Source organism: Klebsiella sp. K-3 (genome assembly GCF_051207495.1).
Classification (GTDB): Bacteria; Pseudomonadota; Gammaproteobacteria; order Enterobacterales; family Enterobacteriaceae; genus Klebsiella; species Klebsiella aerogenes.
The window spans coordinates 372,619-391,712 of sequence record NZ_JBPNXF010000001.1 but is presented as its reverse complement, the minus strand read 5'-3'; the positions used below and the strand labels follow the sequence as shown (position 1 = coordinate 391,712).

At 54.2% G+C, this 19,094-nt stretch carries 17 protein-coding genes; 16 read left to right on the top strand and 1 reads right to left on the bottom strand.

Features of this window, described 5'->3' with window-relative positions; genetic code table 11:
• The first annotated feature begins 138 nt into the window (after positions 1-138).
• The 5 genes from ACSEMK_RS01835 (at position 139) to ACSEMK_RS01815 (ending at position 6,148) form a co-directional block, all read left to right on the top strand.
• Positions 139-879: an amino acid ABC transporter permease gene (locus tag ACSEMK_RS01835; RefSeq protein WP_087860236.1), complete on the top strand. Its 741-nt coding sequence runs from the start codon at positions 139-141 to the stop codon at positions 877-879.
• Positions 879-1,553, top strand: coding sequence for a glutamate/aspartate ABC transporter permease GltK (gene gltK / locus ACSEMK_RS01830; protein WP_045381494.1), 675 nt, complete (start codon positions 879-881; stop codon positions 1,551-1,553). The genes ACSEMK_RS01835 and gltK overlap by 1 nt, the downstream gene beginning before the upstream one ends.
• Positions 1,553-2,278 carry an amino acid ABC transporter ATP-binding protein gene (locus tag ACSEMK_RS01825; RefSeq protein WP_015367722.1) on the top strand — a complete coding sequence of 242 codons (726 nt, stop codon included), beginning with the start codon at positions 1,553-1,555 and terminating at the stop codon, positions 2,276-2,278. The genes gltK and ACSEMK_RS01825 overlap by 1 nt, the downstream gene beginning before the upstream one ends.
• 363 nt (positions 2,279-2,641) lie before the next feature.
• A complete protein-coding gene (locus ACSEMK_RS01820; RefSeq protein ID WP_430914386.1) occupies positions 2,642-4,315 on the top strand; it encodes a ShlB/FhaC/HecB family hemolysin secretion/activation protein in 1,674 nt (557 codons plus the stop codon).
• 39 nt (positions 4,316-4,354) lie between these two features.
• A complete protein-coding gene (locus tag ACSEMK_RS01815) occupies positions 4,355-6,148 on the top strand; it encodes a filamentous hemagglutinin N-terminal domain-containing protein (protein WP_430914387.1) in 1,794 nt (597 codons plus the stop codon).
• A 44-nt stretch (positions 6,149-6,192) separates the two neighbouring features.
• On the opposite strand, the gene ACSEMK_RS01810 is transcribed toward ACSEMK_RS01815, so the two are convergent.
• Complete coding sequence (locus ACSEMK_RS01810; protein ID WP_087860422.1) at positions 6,193-6,675, bottom strand: zinc ribbon-containing protein; 483 nt, start codon at positions 6,673-6,675, stop codon at positions 6,193-6,195.
• A 226-nt stretch (positions 6,676-6,901) separates the two neighbouring features.
• Between ACSEMK_RS01810 and leuS the strand changes: the two genes are divergently transcribed.
• From leuS to dacA, 11 genes are all read left to right on the top strand, one after another.
• On the top strand, positions 6,902-9,484 hold the full coding sequence (gene leuS, locus ACSEMK_RS01805; RefSeq protein ID WP_430914388.1) for a leucine--tRNA ligase: 2,583 nt from the start codon (positions 6,902-6,904) through the stop codon (positions 9,482-9,484).
• A 14-nt stretch (positions 9,485-9,498) separates the two neighbouring features.
• Positions 9,499-10,089, top strand: a complete 591-nt coding sequence (gene lptE, locus ACSEMK_RS01800) for an LPS assembly lipoprotein LptE (protein ID WP_430914389.1) — start codon at positions 9,499-9,501, stop codon at positions 10,087-10,089.
• Complete coding sequence (gene holA, locus ACSEMK_RS01795; RefSeq protein WP_113373848.1) at positions 10,089-11,120, top strand: DNA polymerase III subunit delta; 1,032 nt, start codon at positions 10,089-10,091, stop codon at positions 11,118-11,120. The genes lptE and holA overlap by 1 nt, the downstream gene beginning before the upstream one ends.
• Complete coding sequence (gene nadD / locus ACSEMK_RS01790) at positions 11,113-11,763, top strand: nicotinate-nucleotide adenylyltransferase (RefSeq protein WP_162750181.1); 651 nt, start codon at positions 11,113-11,115, stop codon at positions 11,761-11,763. The genes holA and nadD overlap by 8 nt, the downstream gene beginning before the upstream one ends.
• Positions 11,764-11,814: 51 nt before the next feature.
• Complete coding sequence (locus ACSEMK_RS01785) at positions 11,815-12,423, top strand: adenosylcobalamin/alpha-ribazole phosphatase (protein ID WP_213317388.1); 609 nt, start codon at positions 11,815-11,817, stop codon at positions 12,421-12,423.
• Positions 12,424-12,666: 243 nt separating this feature from the next.
• Positions 12,667-12,984: a ribosome silencing factor gene (gene rsfS, locus ACSEMK_RS01780; protein WP_002894623.1), complete on the top strand. Its 318-nt coding sequence runs from the start codon at positions 12,667-12,669 to the stop codon at positions 12,982-12,984.
• 3 nt (positions 12,985-12,987) lie between these two features.
• A complete protein-coding gene (gene rlmH / locus ACSEMK_RS01775; protein ID WP_015367732.1) occupies positions 12,988-13,455 on the top strand; it encodes a 23S rRNA (pseudouridine(1915)-N(3))-methyltransferase RlmH in 468 nt (155 codons plus the stop codon).
• Between the two features lie 27 nt (positions 13,456-13,482).
• On the top strand, positions 13,483-15,384 hold the full coding sequence (gene mrdA, locus ACSEMK_RS01770) for a peptidoglycan DD-transpeptidase MrdA (RefSeq protein WP_015367733.1): 1,902 nt from the start codon (positions 13,483-13,485) through the stop codon (positions 15,382-15,384).
• A complete protein-coding gene (gene mrdB, locus ACSEMK_RS01765; protein WP_008805635.1) occupies positions 15,384-16,496 on the top strand; it encodes a peptidoglycan glycosyltransferase MrdB in 1,113 nt (370 codons plus the stop codon). Before mrdA ends, mrdB begins: the two co-directional genes overlap by 1 nt.
• A gap of 10 nt (positions 16,497-16,506) precedes the next feature.
• Positions 16,507-17,643 carry an endolytic peptidoglycan transglycosylase RlpA gene (gene rlpA, locus ACSEMK_RS01760; RefSeq protein ID WP_113373846.1) on the top strand — a complete coding sequence of 379 codons (1,137 nt, stop codon included), beginning with the start codon at positions 16,507-16,509 and terminating at the stop codon, positions 17,641-17,643.
• Between the two features lie 142 nt (positions 17,644-17,785).
• Positions 17,786-18,985: a D-alanyl-D-alanine carboxypeptidase DacA gene (gene dacA, locus ACSEMK_RS01755; protein ID WP_015367735.1), complete on the top strand. Its 1,200-nt coding sequence runs from the start codon at positions 17,786-17,788 to the stop codon at positions 18,983-18,985.
• Positions 18,986-19,094: the final 109 nt, after the last annotated feature.

Here is a 19,094-nt window from a genome sequence, read left to right as displayed (position 1 = left end):
TAGCCCTCCCGATTGTTGCCTTCGCACGGACAGACTATACGGTGGCTGGTCGTTCCCCAGCCGCCGCGAATACCGAAACAAGCAGGGCAACAATCTTCGAGGGTAGCGCTGCTACCCTTTTTTTTCTGGAGTTTATTTATGTCAATAGACTGGAACTGGGGAATATTCCTGCAACCCGCCCCGTTCGGCAACACGACTTACTTAGGCTGGTTATGGAGCGGCTTTCAGGTTACCGTCGCGCTGTCGATTAGCGCCTGGATTATCGCTTTCCTTGTCGGCTCGCTGTTCGGCATTCTGCGTACCGTCCCTAACCGCTGGTTAGCCGGGATCGGCACCTGCTACGTCGAGCTGTTTCGCAACGTTCCACTGATCGTACAGTTTTTCACCTGGTACCTTGTTATTCCGGAATTTCTGCCGGAAAACATCGGCATGTGGTTTAAGTCAGAGCTGGATCCCAATATCCAGTTCTTTGTCTCCTCAATGCTGTGCCTCGGGCTGTTTACCGCTGCCCGCGTCTGCGAACAGGTTCGCGCCGCGATACAGTCTCTGCCGCGCGGGCAAAAAAATGCCGGCCTGGCGATGGGGCTGACCCTGCCGCAAACCTATCGCTACGTGCTGCTGCCGAACGCCTATCGCGTTATCGTGCCGCCGATGACCTCGGAAATGATGAACCTGGTAAAAAACTCGGCCATCGCTTCTACCATCGGCCTGGCGGATATGGCGGCGCAGGCCGGCAAGCTGCTGGATTACTCTGCCCACGCCTGGGAATCCTTTACCGCGATCACCCTCGCCTATGTCTTCATCAACGCCGTCATTATGCTGGTGATGTACGTGGTTGAACGTAAAGTTCGTCTGCCGGGCAATATGGGAGGCAAATAATGTACGATTTTGACTGGAGTTCAATTGTCCCTTCCATGCCCTACCTGCTGGCAGGATTGGTCATTACGCTGAAAATCACCGTCACGGCGATTATATTCGGTATCGTCTGGGGTACGATTCTGGCGGTGATGCGCCTGTCGAGCTTCCTGCCGCTGGCGTGGTTCGCCAAGACCTACGTTAACGTTTTCCGCTCGATTCCGCTGGTGATGGTGCTGCTGTGGTTCTATCTGATTGTTCCCGGCTTCCTGCAAAACGTGCTGGGACTGTCGCCGAAAACCGATATTCGCCTGATTTCGGCGATGGTGGCATTTTCAATGTTTGAAGCGGCCTACTATTCGGAAATTATTCGCGCCGGGATCCAGAGTATTTCCCGCGGTCAGTCGAGCGCCGCGCTGGCGCTGGGGATGACCCACTGGCAATCGATGAAGCTGGTGATTCTGCCGCAGGCCTTCCGCGCAATGGTCCCGCTGCTGTTAACCCAGGGTATCGTCCTGTTTCAGGATACCTCGCTGGTGTATGTCCTGAGCCTGGCCGATTTCTTCCGTACCGCTTCCACTATCGGCGAACGCGACGGAACCCAGGTGGAAATGATCCTGTTCGCAGGCGCCGTTTATTTTGTATTTAGTCTCAGCGCATCGCTGTTGGTCAGCTGGTTGAAGAAAAGGACTGTGTAATGATTACCCTGAAAAATATTTCGAAATGGTATGGTCACTTTCAGGTGCTGACCGATTGCTCCACCGAAGTGAAAAAAGGCGAAGTGGTGGTAGTTTGCGGGCCGTCTGGCTCCGGTAAATCGACGCTGATTAAAACCGTTAACGGCCTTGAGCCGGTGCAGCAAGGCGAAATTATCGTTGATGGCACTCAGGTTAACGATAAGAAAACCAATCTTGCTAAACTGCGTTCCCGCGTCGGTATGGTATTCCAGCACTTTGAACTGTTCCCGCACCTGTCGATCATCGACAACCTGACGCTGGCGCAGATTAAGGTTCTCAATCGCGATAAAGAATCTTCGCGTAAAAAGGGACTTAAGCTGCTGGAACGCGTGGGTCTGGCGGCGCATGCGGAAAAATATCCGGCGCAGCTCTCCGGCGGCCAGCAGCAGCGTGTCGCGATCGCCCGCGCGCTGTGCATGGATCCGATTGCGATGCTGTTCGATGAGCCGACTTCAGCGCTTGACCCGGAGATGATCAACGAAGTGCTGGATGTCATGGTTGAGTTGGCTAACGAAGGTATGACCATGATGGTGGTGACGCACGAAATGGGCTTTGCCCGTAAAGTAGCCAACCGGGTCATCTTTATGGATGAAGGTAAAATTGTCGAAGATGTCGATAAAGAAGCCTTCTTTGCCAACCCACAATCAGAACGCGCTAAAGATTTCCTTGCCAAAATCCTGCACTAAAATCCCAGCGCGCACGTCATGTGCGCGCTTTCTTCCCCTGCGGTATTTGCATACATATATTAGTGGTTTATTTTAAGCTTCCTTCTATCAGGCAAATAAATAATTCAACCTCCTCGCCTAATAATTCACATTCTAAATTAGTTTAATTCATATAAAATTCAGTTTCCTTCGCATGGCTAAGCGTTACCGCCACCGCTAACATACCCCCCTTTAAAAACGACCTCAGGGAATACGTCTCTACATAACATTATCAACAATAAAAATAATATTTTTATAGATGACCCTATGGGCTTAATTACGCCACGCCTTGAGCGCGCTTAAACAACGGCATACACACTCAATGAAACAAATGGATCTTGCTTCATGTTTAATAAACACAATCTGCTTCACGCTCTACTAATTTTATTATTATGCCAGCATCAGGCTATTGCCAACACCATTGCCTCGGCCACAACGAATCAAAACGAGCAGGATAAAGCGCGTCAGGCGGCGCTGACGCCACAGCATCAGGCCGCCCAGGCTTCACAAATTAATACCGACCGGCAAACGCTCACCTTTCCGGAGGAAGAAAACTGCAGGCTCATCAATAATATTTATATCGATTCTGCCGAGCCGAAGCTCACTCATCAGCTTCTGGACAACCTTACAGCTCAGGCTCTGCATCGTTGTCTGGGGATTAACGGCATTCAGCATCTCGTCATGGCATTACAAAATGAGTTAATCGCCCGGGGTTATATCACTTCATTGGTGACCATCCCGGAACAATCATTGGCGGAAGGGACATTAAGGCTCGAGCTGGCTTATGGCAAAATCGGTGAAATACTCTGGTCAACCGCAAGTGAGCAAACCACCAGCATCTGGAACAATATCCCCGCCAGCAAGGGAGATATTCTGCGCCTCTCCGATCTCGAACAGGGGATGGAAAACCTGCGTCGCCTGCCGGGAAGCTCAGCGAATATGCAAATATTGCCGGGACAGCGAGAGGCGGAAAGCAATCTGCAGCTTACGCGGCGTCTGGATAAAAAGTGGCAGGTCGGCGCCTGGATGGATGATGCCGGCAGCCGCGCCAGCGGCCGCTATCAGGCCGGCGGCGCGCTCTATCTTTATGATATCACCACGCTCAACGATATATTCTATGTCTCCGGCGGCGGCGATATTGAATTTAATCAGCATAATGACGGCAACCAGAATGGGAGTCTGTATTACTCGATCCCCTTCGGCTATTGGGCATTAAGTCTTTACGGTTCGCAGAGTCAATATAGGCAATTGTTCAAAGGCGCCTGGTCGCAAACGGACTATAAAAGTAAAAACCGCTACTACAGCGCGACGCTGTCGCGGCTCCTGTCACATACTCGTCAACAGCAAACGTCGCTGGATTTACGCATCGCCAAAAGCTCATCACATTACTACTTTGGCGGAGAGGAGCTCGGGGTGATGCGCAAACAGAACCCGACATGGGAGCTGACGCTCCGCCAGCAACGCTACTTCGATAAAAAAGTCGTCGCCGCCAGCCTGGGGCTGCAACGCCGCCTTCCATGGCTAAGCTCCGTCGCCACGCCCGAAGAAAAAGCGGGCCTGTTCAGTAAGCGTTCACGTGTCGTACATGCCGATTTACAGGCTTTGATGAAATTCGATGTAACCGGCGATAAATTTAGTTACGCACCGCATGTTAATGCGCAATATAGCCCGGACATCCTCTCTTCGGACAACCAATTTAATATTGGCAACCGCTGGACGGTCCGTGGATTTGATGGCGAATATACTCTCTCCGGCAATCAGGGCTGGTACTGGAGTAATGATTTCATCTGGGATATCGCCGGCCCGGAACAGCAATTTTATTTAGGATTAGATATTGGTCGTATTACTGGCAGTGAACAATATCGGCAAGGAAAAGTTATTTCAGGTGCGGTTAGCGGATTACGTGGCAAGCTATTGTTCACACAATATGATCTTTTTATCGGCACGCCGCTAAGTAAACCGGATAACTTTCAGAGCGACTCACTTAATCTGGGCTTCGCATTGAAATGGAAGTATTAAAACCCACGTATTATCAATCATATTTAAAGGAATAAATTCATGTTTAAGTTTAAATTAACCTATGTTGCGTTAGCAGCGGCGTTAAGTTCTACGATAGCGTACGCCGACCCAACGACTTACACCCATCTGTCAGGAGCAACGGTTGTAGATATTGAAGCCCCTAACGCCTCCGGCGTCTCGCACAATCTGTATCGCGAATTTAACGTAGGTAGCAATGGATTAATACTCAACAACAGCGACAGTGATATCAATCACGCGACTTTTGGCAATATTGCTAAAAACAATAATCTGACCAACGGCGGCGCATCGGTGATCCTCAATGAAGTCACCTCAAATAAAGCCAGTTCCCTGAATGGTTTTATTGAGGTCGCCGGACTAAAAGCTGATGTCGTGATTGCCAACCCCAATGGCATTACCTGCTCTGGTTGTAGTTTCGTTAATACCAACAAGGCGGTATTAACCACAGGCCAGGTCAATATGACCGATGAAGGCGCTATCGGCAGCTATACCATCACCGATGGCAAAATTACTATTGGCGAGAAGGGCATGGATGCCACCACCAGCTATGCCGCATTGCTGGCTGATGCCGTCGCCATCAATGGCATGGTCAACGCAGGTAACGCCACGGTCGGCGGCGGTAACTTCACCTTCGACAACAGCACGGGCGCCATGACTAGCGCAGGTAAAAGCGCTACCGTCCTGCAAATGATAAGTCCGGTATACAGCATTGATATCAGTAGCCTGGGCGGCATTAAAGCCAACAGTATCAGTATGGTCGGCAACAATTTGGGCTTTGGCGTACGTAACAAAGGGTCAATCACCGCCAACTCGACGCTTTCTATCACCAACAATGGATTACTGACCAACGATGGCTCCATCGCCAGCAATGGTTACCTTACCAGCATCGCCGCCTCCGGGAATTTCACGAATAACGGTACGCTGGCGACCAAGAATATGACCATGATTACAACCTATGGCGCTCTCAACAACGGCAGCAAGGGCACGATTAGTTCGACAAAGCAGCTGGTGCTCAATGCCAGCGGCAATATCCAGAACAGCGGAACGATTAGCGCGACGTCCAGTCTGGTGGCCGCCAGCAACGGGGCGATAACCAACAACGCCGGCGCGAAAATCACCTCGGATGCGCAGATTACCGCTACGTCGCTAGGTAATTTCACCAATGCCGGTACGATTAAAGGTAAAAACGTCGCGCTGAATTTTATTGGTACTAATTTTAAAAATACCGGAACCATCGCCGCGACCAGTAATGTCGCCGTGAAATCGTTAAATCAGGACAGCACCCTCAACACCGGTGAGATTTACAACTTAGGCAGTATTAGCGGCGCAAATATCGATATGCAAACCGACGGCACGTTGGCGCAGAGCACTGACGGCAAAATGACAGCGACAGACGCTTTTACCGCCCATAGCTATTGGTTGAATAATAATGGCGCGATAAAGGCGGCGACTATCACTACCGATCATGGTCCGGTCAACAATACGGGATCCATAAAAGGTGACACCATTTCAATCACATCCAGATTTGATATCGTAAATGAAGGCACCATCTTCAGCACCGGCGATCTGCTGCTGGATACGCAGAATAAAGCGAATATTTACAACTATTCTTTACTGCAGGCGAACGGCACCTTAACCATGACGGCTAAAAAGGTAGTTAACGGCGGTCGCGGCTGCGGCTGGTTAAAATTGAGTACCTGCGACGTCGGCACTATCTATGCCGACAAGATGATCCTCAACTCCTCATACAAATACGCCAGCGAGATGGGCGGATATCAATACTTTAAGATTGCGGAAATCAATACCGTTCTGTAATGACTCAGCGATGCGCAGCGCAATGCGCATCGCTGCTTTAGCGTTTACGGTTCAAATGGCCGCCGCTGGAACTGGTCATGCCCGCATTTCGGGCAGCGCGGCAGCACATCCGGGGTGTATACCGCCAGATGGTAATGACACTTTTCGCATACCAGGTTGCCAAGGCCCACCACTTCCCCGCTGTGATAGACGCCATGGTGGTTCAAATCCTGGAATACCTCGCGCCATTCAAGCTGCGTTTTATCCGTAATATCAGCAAGCTCCTGCCACAGGCTCTCTTTGATCACCCGCATAAAGACGCTGTCGCTATCATCTTCATGGCTCTCTTCGTAGCTGCGGGCGAACTCTTCTAAATCGCGCTTTACCGCCGCGATCAGTGATTCAACCTCGCTCTGCGTCAGATCGCCGGCCTGGACTATCTTCTCCCTCGCCTGCTTCACCAGCGCGTCAATGTCACGCTCTCCATTGCGCAGCCGTTCACTGAGCGAGGAGACCAGTTCCCGGTAATATTGAGCAACCTTGTTCATCATTTCGCCTCCGGTGTGATTAACTGCTTCTAATAATAGACGTTATCAGCGGTTTGCATTGCCAGACGCGCCACAGACTCGTGAAAAATTCTACGTCGCTTTTGCCGATGTTAATGTGCGAAAGGCTGTTTTGACGTGGACGTTTGGGCTATGCTATGCCGATCTGAAACAACACATCCATTGGCTACATTTTGTAGCTGTATTGAAAACAGGACCACTGGCTGCCATGCAAGAGCAATACCGCCCGGAAGAGATAGAATCGAAAGTCCAGCTTCACTGGGACGAAAATCGTACATTTGAAGTAACTGAAGACGAGAGCAAAGAGAAGTATTACTGCCTGTCGATGCTTCCTTATCCTTCTGGTCGACTACACATGGGTCACGTGCGTAACTACACCATCGGCGACGTCATCGCGCGCTATCAGCGCATGCTGGGCAAAAACGTCCTGCAGCCGATCGGATGGGATGCGTTTGGTCTGCCAGCGGAAGGCGCAGCGGTGAAAAACAACACCGCGCCGGCTCCGTGGACTTACGACAACATCGCTTACATGAAAAACCAGCTGAAAAAGCTGGGCTTCGGCTATGACTGGAGCCGTGAAATTGCGACCTGCACCCCGGAATACTACCGCTGGGAGCAAAAATTCTTCACCGAGCTGTATAAAAAAGGCCTGGTATACAAGAAAACCTCCGCGGTCAACTGGTGCCCGAACGATCAGACCGTGCTGGCTAACGAACAGGTTATCGACGGCTGCTGCTGGCGCTGCGACACCAAAGTTGAGCGCAAAGAGATCCCGCAGTGGTTTATTAAAATCACCGCCTACGCCGACGAACTGCTCAACGATCTGGATAATCTGGATCACTGGCCTGACACCGTTAAGACCATGCAGCGCAACTGGATCGGCCGCTCTGAAGGGGTAGAAATCTCCTTTGACGTCAACGACTACGCCGATAAGCTGACCGTCTACACCACCCGCCCGGATACCTTCATGGGCTGCACCTACCTGGCGGTCGCTGCGGGTCACCCGCTGGCGCAGCAGGCTGCGGCTAATAATCCGGCGCTGGCCGCCTTTATCGACGAATGCCGTAACACCAAAGTTGCCGAAGCTGACATGGCGACAATGGAGAAAAAAGGCGTCGACACCGGCTTTAAAGCTATTCACCCGCTGACCGGCGAAGCCATCCCGGTATGGGCGGCGAACTTCGTGCTGATGGAGTACGGCACCGGCGCGGTGATGGCCGTTCCGGGTCACGACCAGCGTGACTACGAGTTTGCCAGCAAATACGGCCTGAACATCAAGCCGGTAATCCTCGCCGCCGACGGTTCTGAACCGGATCTCTCAGAGCAGGCCCTGACCGAGAAAGGCGTGCTGTTCAACTCCGGCGAATTTAGCGGCCTGGATTACGAAGCGGGCTTTAACGCCATCGCCGACAAACTGGCCGCGATGGGCGTTGGCGAGCGCAAAGTGAATTACCGCCTGCGCGACTGGGGGGTTTCCCGCCAGCGTTACTGGGGCGCGCCAATTCCGATGGTGACCCTGGAAGACGGTACCGTGATGCCGACGCCGGAAGATCAGCTGCCGGTTATCCTGCCGGAAGACGTGGTTATGGACGGCATCACCAGCCCGATCAAAGCCGATCCTGAGTGGGCGAAAACCACCGTTAACGGCATGCCGGCGCTGCGTGAAACCGACACCTTTGACACCTTTATGGAGTCTTCCTGGTACTACGCTCGCTATACCTGCCCGCAGTACGATAAAGGCATGCTGGATCCGAATGCCGCGAACTACTGGCTGCCGGTGGATATCTATATCGGCGGTATCGAACACGCCATTATGCACCTGCTCTATTTCCGCTTCTTCCACAAGCTGATGCGCGATGCCGGTATGGTGAACTCCGATGAGCCAGCCAAACAGCTGCTGTGCCAGGGCATGGTACTGGCCGATGCGTTCTACTACGTCGGCGAAAACGGCGAGCGTAACTGGGTATCACCGATTGACGCCACCGTTGAGCGTGATGAAAAAGGCCGCATCGTCAAAGCCTTCGATCCGCAGGGTCGTGAGCTGGTGTACACCGGCATGAGCAAAATGTCCAAGTCGAAGAACAACGGTATCGACCCGCAGGTTATGGTTGAACGTTATGGCGCGGATACCGTACGTCTGTTCATGATGTTCGCGTCTCCGGCTGAAATGACCCTGGAGTGGCAGGAATCCGGCGTAGAGGGTGCAAACCGCTTCCTGAAACGCGTCTGGAAACTGGTTTACGAGCATACCTCTCAGGGTCCGGCTGTCGCCCTGGACGTGGCAAGCCTCAGCGAAGATCAGCAAGCGCTGCGTCGCGACGTGCACAAAACGATTGCCAAAGTGACCGATGACATCGGCCGCCGTCAGACCTTCAATACCGCCATTGCCGCGGTGATGGAGCTGATGAACAAACTGGCGAAAGCGCCGCAGGAAGGCGAACAGGATCGCGCGCTGATGCGTGAGGCTCTGCTGGCCGTGGTACGTATGCTCAACCCGTTCACCCCGCATGCCTGCTTCACCTTGTGGCAAGAACTGGGCGGCGAAGGCGATATCGATAATGCGCCGTGGCCGGTAGCGGACGAAAGTGCAATGGTTGAAAACACGACTCTGGTCGTCGTCCAGGTAAACGGTAAAGTTCGTGGTAAAATTACCGTTGCGGTAGATGCAACCGAAGAGCAGGTTCGTGAACGTGCAGGCCAGGAACATCTGGTCGCAAAATACCTTGAAGGCGTGACCTTACGTAAAGTGATTTACGTTCCGGGCAAACTGCTCAATCTGGTCGTTGGCTAAGCGCGGGAGGAAGCGTGCGATATCTGGCAACAATGCTGTTATCTCTGGCGGTGTTAATCACCGCCGGTTGCGGCTGGCATCTGCGTAGCAATACGCAGGTTCCAACCACAATGAAAACTATGATTTTCCAGTCAAGCGATCCGAATGGTCCGTTAAGCCGTGCGGTACGCAATCAGCTGCGTCTGAATGGCGTCGAGCTGATCGATGCCGATACGCTGCGTAAGGACGTTCCGTCCCTGCGTCTGGGTAACTCATCCATTCAGAAAGATACGGCATCCATTTTCCAGGATGGTCGTACTGCTGAATACCAGATGGTGCTGACCGTTAACGCCACCGTATTGATACCGGGTCATGACATTTACCCAATCAATACCAAGGTTTATCGTTCGTTCTTCGATAACCCGCAGGCGGCGCTGGCGAAAGATGCCGAGCAGGACATGATTGTTCGAGAGATGTACGACAAGGCCGCGGAACAACTGATCCGCAAATTGCCGAGCGTGCATGTTGCGGATGTCGAAGCCACCAAAGAGGCTGAGCAGCCGGTGTCTGGAACCCCGGCCATCTCGACCTCTGGCAACCGCGTCTCCACTACGCTGGGTAACTGATGATTCGGTTGTACCCGGAACAACTCCGCGCGCAGCTCACTGAAGGGCTGCGCGCGGCGTATTTATTGCTTGGTAGCGATCCATTGCTGTTACAGGAAAGCCAGGATGCGATCCGCGAAGCCGCGGCCGCTCAGGGCTTTACCGAACATCACACCGCGACCATCGATGCCAGCACCGACTGGCCCGCCCTTTTCTCTTTAAGTCAGGCGCTGAGCCTCTTTTCCAGTCGCCAGACGCTTCTGCTTATTCTGCCGGAAAACGGCCCGAATGCGGCGATTAACGAACAGCTTGCCACGCTGGTCGGTATGCTGCATGAAGATTTGCTGCTGATTGTCCGCGGCAACAAGCTTACCAAAGCCCAGGAAAATGCAGCATGGGTGACCGCGCTTGCCAGTCGCGCCGTACAGGTCAGCTGCCAAACGCCGGAATATGCGCAGCTACCGCGCTGGCTGGCCGCCCGCGCTAAACAGAACAAGCTGCAATTAGATGACGCCGCCAGCCAGCTGCTGTGCTACTGCTATGAAGGTAACCTGCTGGCGTTAGCGCAGGCGCTGGAGCGGCTCTCGCTGCTGTGGCCTGACGGCAAGCTGACGTTGCCTCGCGTTGAACAGGCGGTGAATGATGCCGCCCACTTCACGCCGTATCACTGGGTCGATGCCCTGCTGGCCGGCAAAAGCAAGCGCGTACTTCACGTCCTGCAGCAGTTGAGGCTTGAGGGCTGCGAACCCGCCATTTTGTTGCGTACATTGCAGCGCGAACTGCTGCTGCTGGTGAACCTGAAGCGCCAGTCGGCACATACGCCGCTACGCACGTTGTTTGATAAACACCGGGTTTGGCAGAACCGCCGTCAACTGGTTGGCGACGCGCTCACGCGCCTCAGCGCCGAGCAACTGCGCCAGGCCGTCACGTTATTAACCCGCGCCGAGCTCACCTTCAAACAAGATTATGGCCAGTCAATATGGCCCGAGCTGGAAAGTCTTTCGTTACTGCTCTGCCATAAAGCGCTGGCAGACGTTTTCATTGATGGTTGATATGACTCAGTTGCAGGCGATGTACGGCGGCACCTTCGATCCGGTGCATTATGGCCACCTGAAGCCGGTAGAAATTCTGGCTAACCAGATCGGTCTTAACCGGGTGATTATCGTCCCCAATAATGTCCCGCCGCATCGTCCGCAGCCGGAGGCCACCAGCGCCCAGCGCGTACATATGCTCGAGCTGGCGATTGCGGATAAACCGCTGTTTGTCCTCGACGAGCGCGAGCTGCGACGCGATACCCTCTCATGGACGGCGCAAACGTTGCAGGAGTGGCGGCAGGAACAGGGTCCCGAGCGGCCGCTGGCGTTTATCATCGGCCAGGATTCGCTGCTGACCTTCCCCACCTGGCATAACTACGCCACGATCCTCGATAACGCCCATCTGATCGTCTGCCGCCGCCCGGGATATCCACTGGCGATGAAGCGTGAAGAAGATCAGCAATGGCTCGATAAACATCTCACCCACGACGTCGAGCAGTTACATAACCGCCCCGCCGGAGCTATCTATCTGGCGGAAACCCCGTGGTTCGATATTTCCGCTACGCTGATTCGCCAGCGTCTGCAGCAGGGCGTCTCCTGCGCCGATATGCTGCCTGCAGCCGTGCTGGACTACATTCACCAGCAGAAGCTCTATTGCTGAGAACCCGCTACGGGGATATCGTTACGCTACGCGAGTTCCACGGAGTGCATCATGAAATTATGGCTGGTTCGCCACGGCGAAACGCAGGCTAATGTCGACGGACTGTATAGCGGTCATGCCCCAACCCCCCTTACCGAACGCGGGATCCAGCAGGCCCGCTCGCTGGGTGACTATCTGCGGGCGGTGCCTTTCGAGCTGGTATTGTGCAGCGAGCTGGAGAGAACCCAGCATACCGCCGAATTATTGCTCGCTGGACGGCCAATCCCACGGCAAGTGATTCCTTCGTTGAATGAGATGTTTTTTGGTGATTGGGAAATGCGCCACCATCGCGATCTGCAACAAGATGACCCGCAGAACTACGCCGCCTGGTGCAAAGACTGGCAACATGCTGCGCCGACCAACGGCGAAAGTTTCCAGGCCTTCGCGCAGCGTATCGCGGCTTTTGCCGCCACCCTCGGGCAATATCAGCAGCGGGATAATCTATTGATCGTCGGCCACCAGGGCGCTTTAAGCCTGTTAATCGCACTTTTATTGCAGATGCCTGCGGCAGCAATGTGGCATTTTCCCCTCGCCCACGGTAGCTGGAGCCTTATCGAACGGCGCCACGATTTTACTACCCTGCGGGTATTAAATAGCCAGGCGCGGTGGCGCGCGGAATAAGAATTAATCGTCGCCCATTGACAGCCAAATGCAGGCTGTTATTCTCCGCAGCCAGGCTACACCCGCTATACGCATCTTGCAGAAATTGTTTTACAAAAATGGCGATGCATTCGTCGGCAAGGGATGGGATGATAGCCCGCTTTCAAGGGCTGAAAGCTGACTTTTCTCCCGACATTGCCATGACTTCGGGTATACTGTCAGGCTCGTTATTGTTATCACTCTTCACGCACCCAGGGGGAACACTTGCAGGGTAAAGCACTCCAGGATTTTGTTATCGACAAAATTGATGACCTGAAAGGTCAGGACATCGTCGCCATTGATGTACATGGCAAATCCAGCATCACCGATTGCATGATTATTTGCACCGGCACGTCTACGCGCCACGTGATGTCCATCGCCGACCATGTGGTGCAGGAATCCCGCGCCGCCGGGATGCTGCCGCTGGGCGTTGAAGGTGAAGCCGCCGCCGACTGGATCGTGGTCGATCTGGGAGACGTGATGGTTCACGTCATGCAGGAAGAGAGCCGTCGTCTGTACGAGCTGGAAAAACTCTGGAGTTAATGCGTGAAGCTACAATTGGTGGCCGTTGGCACCAAAATGCCGGACTGGGTTCAGACCGGCTTTAGCGAATATCTGCGCCGTTTTCCAAAAGATATGCCGTTCGAACTGGTAGAGATCCCTGCCGGTAAGCGCGGAAAAAATGCCGATATCAAACGCATCCTCGAAAAAGAGGGCGAAATGATGCTGGCGGCCGCAGGCAAGAACCGTATCGTGACCCTGGATATTCCCGGTAAGCCGTGGGATACGCCGCAGCTGGCGCGAGAACTGGAACGCTGGAAGCAGGATGGCCGGGACGTCAGTTTACTCATTGGCGGCCCGGAAGGTCTCTCTCCGGCCTGCAAAGCGGCAGCGGAACAGAGTTGGTCGCTTTCCACGCTCACGTTGCCTCACCCGTTAGTTCGCGTGCTGGTCGCTGAGAGCCTGTATCGTGCGTGGAGCATTACGACTAACCACCCTTACCACCGTGAGTAATGATGACCTGGGTAGACTAAGCAGCGAATGAAATTACAGAATTCTTTCCGCGACTATACGGCTGAATCCTCGCTGTTTGTACGCCGGGCGCTGGTCGCTTTTACGGGCATTTTGTTGCTTACCGGCGTGCTGATTGCCAACCTCTACAACGTACAGATTGTCCGCTTCAACGACTATCAAACGCGTTCCAATGAAAACCGCATTAAGCTGGTCCCTATTCCGCCCAGCCGCGGCATTATCTACGATCGCAACGGCACGCCGCTGGCGCTGAACCGCACCATCTATCAGCTAGAGATGATGCCGGAAAAAGTCGATAACGTGCAGCAGACGCTGGATGCGCTGCGCGACGTCGTCGACCTGACCGACGACGATATCGCCGGCTTTAAAAAAGAGCGCGCGCGCTCTCACCGCTTCACCTCGATTCCGGTGAAGGTCAATCTTAATGAAGTCCAGGTGGCGCGCTTCGCCGTAAACCAGTACCGCTTTCCCGGCGTCGAAGTCAAAGGCTACAAGCGCCGCTACTATCCCTATAACTCCGCCCTGACCCACGTTATCGGCTACGTTTCTAAAATCAACGATAAAGACGTCGATCGCCTGGATAAAGAGGGCAAGCTGGCCAACTACGCATCGACCCATGACATCGGTAAGCTTGGAATCGAGCGCTATTATGAAGACGTGCTGCACGGGCAAACCGGTTATGAAGAGGTTGAAGTCAACAACCGCGGCCGCGTTATTCGCCAGCTTAAAGAAGTGCCGCCGCAGGCCGGACGCGATATCTACCTAACCCTTGATTTGAAGCTGCAGCAGTATATCGAAACGCTGCTGGCGGGCAGCCGCGCGGCGGTAGTGGTCACCGACCCGCGCAGCGGCGCGATTCTGGCGCTGGTTTCAACCCCGAGCTACGATCCCAACCTGTTTGTTGATGGTATCTCCAGCAAAGATTATTCCGGACTACTCAACGATCCGAATACCCCGCTGGTTAACCGCGCGACGCAGGGGGTTTATCCACCTGCATCGACGGTGAAACCCTACGTCGCCGTCTCAGCCTTGAGCGCCGGCGTGATTACGCGCAACACCAGTCTGTTCGACCCCGGCTGGTGGCAGTTGCCTGGTTCGGAAAAACGCTATCGCGACTGGAAAAAATGGGGCCACGGACACCTGAACGTCACCAAAGCGCTGGAAGAGTCCGCGGATACCTATTTCTATCAAGTCGCCTATGATATGGGCATCGATCGCCTTTCCGAATGGATGAGTAAGTTTGGCTACGGCGACTACACTGGCGTTGACCTGGCGGAAGAACGCTCCGGCAACATGCCCACTCGCGAATGGAAGCTCAAGCGCTTTAAGAAACCCTGGTATCAGGGTGATACCATCCCGGTCGGTATCGGCCAGGGCTACTGGACCGCTACGCCGATTCAGATGAACAAAGCGCTGATGATCCTGATAAACGACGGCGTGGTCAAAGTGCCCCATCTTCTGCAAAGCACTCTCGAAGACGGTAAACAGGTACCGTGGGTACAGCCGCATGAACCGCCGGTCGGCGATATTCATTCCGGCTATTGGGAAATCGCCAAAGACGGGATGTACGGCGTTGCTAACCGCGGCAACGGTACCGCGCACAAATACTTTGCCAGCGCGCCGTATAAGATTGCGGCGAAGTCCGGTACCGCGCAGGTATTCGGCCTGAAAGCCAACGAAACCTATAACGCGCACCGAATTTCCGAACGTCTGCGTGACCACAAACTCATGACGGCGTTTGCGCCTTACAACAACCCCCAGGTCGCGGTGGCGATGATCCTGGAGAATGGCGGCGCCGGCCCGGCGGTCGGTACCATTATGCGCCAGATCCTCGATCACATCATGCTGGGTGATAACAACACCAATCTGCCGAGTGAAAGCCCGGCGGTGACGGCGGGGGAGGATCAATAATGACCGATAATCCGAACAAAAAATCACTATGGGATAAAATCCATCTGGACCCCACGATGCTGCTCATCCTGCTGGCGCTGCTCACCTACAGCGCGCTGGTTATCTGGAGCGCCAGCGGCCAGGATGTGGGAATGATGGAGCGCAAAATCGGCCAAATCGCCATGGGCGTGGTGATTATGATCGTGATGGCGCAAATCCCGCCGCGGGTATACGAGGGCTGGGCGCCCTACCTCTATATTTTCTGTATTATTTTACTGGTTGCCGTAGACGCCTTCGGCGCCATCTCCAAAGGCGCGCAGCGCTGGTTGGATCTCGGTATTGTGCGCTTTCAGCCCTCGGAGATTGCCAAAATAGCCGTGCCGCTGATGGTGGCGCGGTTTATTAACCGCGATGTCTGTCCGCCGTCATTGAAGAATACCGCTATCGCGCTGGTCCTGATCTTCCTGCCGACCCTGCTGGTTGCGGCGCAGCCAGACCTCGGCACCTCGATTTTGATCGCCCTCTCCGGCCTGTTTGTTCTGTTCCTCTCCGGCCTCAGCTGGCGCTTGATCGGTATTGCGGTCGTGCTGGTCGCCGCCTTTATTCCGATTTTATGGTTCTTCCTGATGCACGACTACCAGCGTCAGCGCGTGATGATGCTGCTCGACCCGGAGACCGATCCGCTGGGCGCGGGCTATCATATTATTCAGTCGAAAATCGCTATTGGTTCCGGCGGATTACGCGGTAAAGGATGGTTGCATGGTACTCAGTCGCAGCTCGAATTCCTGCCGGAGCGCCATACTGACTTTATCTTCGCCGTGTTGGCGGAAGAGCTGGGTCTTATCGGGGTGTTGATCCTGCTGGCATTGTACATTTTGCTTATCATGCGCGGACTGTGGATCGCCGCCCAGGCGCAAACCACCTTTGGCCGCGTCATGGCGGGCGGTTTAATGTTGATTTTATTCGTTTATGTCTTCGTAAATATTGGTATGGTAAGTGGTATTTTGCCGGTGGTGGGGGTACCTTTGCCGCTGGTCAGCTACGGGGGCTCAGCCCTGATCGTATTGATGGCCGGGTTTGGTATCGTGATGTCGATCCATACCCACAGAAAAATGTTGTCGAAAAGCGTTTAAGGGGTTCGCAATGCGTAAGCAATGGCTGGGGATCTGCATAGCAGCAGGGCTGCTGGCGGCATGTTCGGGTGAAGACGTTCAGCAGAAGACGGTTAGCGTCCCGCAGCCGGCCGTCTGTAATGGTCCGACGGTAGAAATTAGCGGCGCCGATCCGCGTTTCGAAACGCTGAACGCCACGGCCAATCAGGATTATGAGCGCGACGGCAAAAGCTATAAAATCGTTCAGGATCCGGCTAACTTCACCCAGACCGGTCTGGCGGCAATTTATGATGCCGAACCGAACAGCAATCTGACCGCCTCTGGCGAAGCGTTCGATCCAACTCAGCTCACCGCCGCGCATCCAACCTTGCCCATCCCGAGCTACGCGCGTATCACGAACCTGGCCAACGGCCGGATGATCGTGGTGCGCATTAACGATCGCGGCCCGTACGGCAATGATCGGGTCATTTCCCTGTCCCGCGCGTCCGCCGACCGCCTGAATACCTCGAACAATACTAAAGTTCGTATCGATCCTATTATCGTCTCTCAGGACGGCGCTTTGTCGGGCCCGGGTATGGCGTGTACCACCGTCGCCAAACAAACCTATGCCCTGCCTTCACGGCCAAACCTTGATGGCGATGGTTCCGCGGCCATCGCCCCGGCCGACCAATCAAACATTCACGCCATCAGCAACTCAACGCTTAAGCCTGAGGATAACGTGGGCGCGCCGGTCAGCAATAGTGGATTCCTTGGCGCGCCGACGCCGCTGAATAATGGCGTGCTGGAAAGCAGCGAACCTGCTGCTGCGCCTGCTGCCGTCGCCGCGACGCCGACAACACCCAGCGCTCCAGTCACCGCGCCGGGCTCGATTCAGGGGAGCGTTGCGCCTGCCGCGGCCGCAGCAGCAACCGCGACTGTTGCCGCGCCAAGCGCCAGCACCAGCGGCGAGTTCGTCGTGCAGGTCGGCGCCGTTAGCGACCAGGCTCGCGCCCAGCAATATCAGCAGCGCTTGAGCCAGCAGTTCGCCGTTCCGGGCCGAGTGATGCAAAATGGCGCCGTGTGGCGAATCCAATTGGGTCCCTTTACCAGTAAGTCGCAAGCGTCGACGGTACAGCAGCGCCTGCAAAACGAAGCGCAGCTGCAATCATTTATTACTCGCGCCAACTAAACGTAACGCCGCGGTATCTCCCGCCGCCGCATATGTAAAAGTCGTTAACAAAGTCATATGCAATGTCGGATGCCGCTGCGAAACGCATTTGTTATAGTAAGGCACTTTTTTTAATTTCATCACGGATGCCGTTGTTCTAACCATGAAGACCTCTTTCACCGCTCGTTTACTCGTTACGGCCCTCTCCGTTGCGGCACTGTCTACCGCTGCCCGCGCCGATGACCTGAATATGAAAACCATGATCCCAGGCGCTCCGCAGATCGATGCTGAATCCTGGGTTCTTATCGATTACAACTCAGGTAAAGTGCTGGCGGAAAACAACGCCGACGCCCGTCGCGATCCGGCGAGCCTGACCAAAATGATGACCAGCTATGTCATTGGCCAGGCCATGAAAGCGGGCAAATTCAAAGAATCCGATCTGGTCACCGTAGGTAACGACGCGTGGGCAACCGGTAACCCGGTGTTTAAAGGTTCTTCCCTGATGTTCCTGAAACCGGGCATGCAGGTACCGGTTTCTCAGCTGATCCGCGGCATCAACCTGCAATCCGGTAACGATGCCTGCGTGGCGATGGCCGACTACGTTGCCGGCAGCCAGGACGCGTTTGTCAGCCTGATGAACAATTACGTTAACGCGTTGGGCCTGAAAAACACCCACTTCCAGACCGTTCACGGCCTGGATGCCGATGGTCAGTACAGCTCCGCGCGTGACATGGCGCTGATCGGCCAGGCGTTGATCCGCGACGTACCGAATGAGTATTCCATCTACCGTGAGAAAGAGTTCACCTTTAACGGTATTCGCCAGCTGAACCGTAACGGTCTGCTGTGGGATAACAGCCTCAACGTCGATGGCATTAAAACCGGCCATACCGATAAAGCCGGCTACAACCTGGTTGCCTCTGCTACCGAAGGCCAGATGCGCCTGATCTCCGCGGTGATGGGCGGGCGTACCTACAAAGGGCGTGAGTCCGAGAGCAAGAAACTGCTGACCTGGGGCTTCCGCTTCTTTGAAACCGTCAACCCTATTAAAGCAGGTAAAGAGTTCGCCTCTGAACCGGCCTGGTTCGGGGATAGCGATCGCGCCTCTCTGGGCGTAGATAAAGACGTCTATCTGACTATCCCGCGCGGCCGTATGAAAGATCTGAAAGCCAGCTATGTGTTGAATAACACCGAGCTGCACGCGCCGCTGCAGAAAAACCAGGTGGTCGGTACCATCAACTTCCAGTTAGATGGCAAAACTATCGATCAGCGTCCGTTAGTGGTGCTGCAGGAAATTCCGGAAGGTAATTTCTTCGGCAAAATCATTGATTACATTAAGTTAATGTTCCATCACTGGTTTGGTTAAAAATTGAACACTTGAAAGTGTGATTTCTATCCCCATATACTATTCATCAAAGAAACCTGATAACTCCCACATTACGTGGGAGTTATTATTTTAGTCGTCACACCGGAGC

Excerpts from the sequence above, each read along its gene's own strand:
- ACSEMK_RS01810 (WP_087860422.1), bottom strand. The coding sequence starts at position 6,675 with ATGAACAAGGTTGCTCAATATTACCGGGAACTGGTCTCCTCGCTCAGT.
- gltK (WP_045381494.1), top strand. The coding sequence starts at position 879 with ATGTACGATTTTGACTGGAGTTCAATTGTCCCTTCCATGCCCTACCTG.
- ACSEMK_RS01820 (WP_430914386.1), top strand. The coding sequence starts at position 2,642 with ATGTTTAATAAACACAATCTGCTTCACGCTCTACTAATTTTATTATTA.
- ACSEMK_RS01785 (WP_213317388.1), top strand. The coding sequence starts at position 11,815 with ATGAAATTATGGCTGGTTCGCCACGGCGAAACGCAGGCTAATGTCGAC.
- mrdB (WP_008805635.1), top strand. The coding sequence starts at position 15,384 with ATGACCGATAATCCGAACAAAAAATCACTATGGGATAAAATCCATCTG.
- rlpA (WP_113373846.1), top strand. The coding sequence starts at position 16,507 with ATGCGTAAGCAATGGCTGGGGATCTGCATAGCAGCAGGGCTGCTGGCG.
- ACSEMK_RS01825 (WP_015367722.1), top strand. The coding sequence starts at position 1,553 with ATGATTACCCTGAAAAATATTTCGAAATGGTATGGTCACTTTCAGGTG.
- ACSEMK_RS01835 (WP_087860236.1), top strand. The coding sequence starts at position 139 with ATGTCAATAGACTGGAACTGGGGAATATTCCTGCAACCCGCCCCGTTC.
- holA (WP_113373848.1), top strand. The coding sequence starts at position 10,089 with ATGATTCGGTTGTACCCGGAACAACTCCGCGCGCAGCTCACTGAAGGG.
- nadD (WP_162750181.1), top strand. The coding sequence starts at position 11,113 with ATGGTTGATATGACTCAGTTGCAGGCGATGTACGGCGGCACCTTCGAT.
- dacA (WP_015367735.1), top strand. The coding sequence starts at position 17,786 with ATGAAGACCTCTTTCACCGCTCGTTTACTCGTTACGGCCCTCTCCGTT.
- ACSEMK_RS01815 (WP_430914387.1), top strand. The coding sequence starts at position 4,355 with ATGTTTAAGTTTAAATTAACCTATGTTGCGTTAGCAGCGGCGTTAAGT.
- leuS (WP_430914388.1), top strand. The coding sequence starts at position 6,902 with ATGCAAGAGCAATACCGCCCGGAAGAGATAGAATCGAAAGTCCAGCTT.
- mrdA (WP_015367733.1), top strand. The coding sequence starts at position 13,483 with ATGAAATTACAGAATTCTTTCCGCGACTATACGGCTGAATCCTCGCTG.